The 240-nt window shown below is 51.2% G+C and carries 1 protein-coding gene; it reads right to left on the bottom strand.

What is annotated here, in order from left to right:
• Positions 1–240: hypothetical protein (locus tag NLF92_RS13720; RefSeq protein ID WP_254102829.1), on the bottom strand; the 240-nt coding region annotated here is incomplete at both ends.

Genomic DNA, 240 nt, shown 5'->3' with positions numbered 1-240 from the left:
ACAGATAGAGGGCAATATGCCTGCGCCAGAGCTTGTTTTGTGGCTGTTGCAGGGAAGCGGGCAGGCAGGCGATAGCAGTCAGTAACGGCAATGCGTTTTCCGCCAATGATAACCAGTTAGCACTTATAGTCAGGTAGGCGTTAATTTGACTGGATTGTTTTGCCGGAAGAACAGGAAGCGACAGGCTTTGTTCGGTGATCTCAGCCAGTTGGCTGGCAAAGGCATCCAAACCAGCTAGCT

The sequence above is a fragment of the Opacimonas viscosa genome, assembly GCF_024199005.1.
GTDB classification, from domain to species: Bacteria; Pseudomonadota; Gammaproteobacteria; order Enterobacterales; family Alteromonadaceae; genus Opacimonas; species Opacimonas viscosa.
The sequence above is the reverse complement of the archived record's forward strand: the minus strand, read 5'-3'. Positions and strand labels throughout refer to the sequence as shown.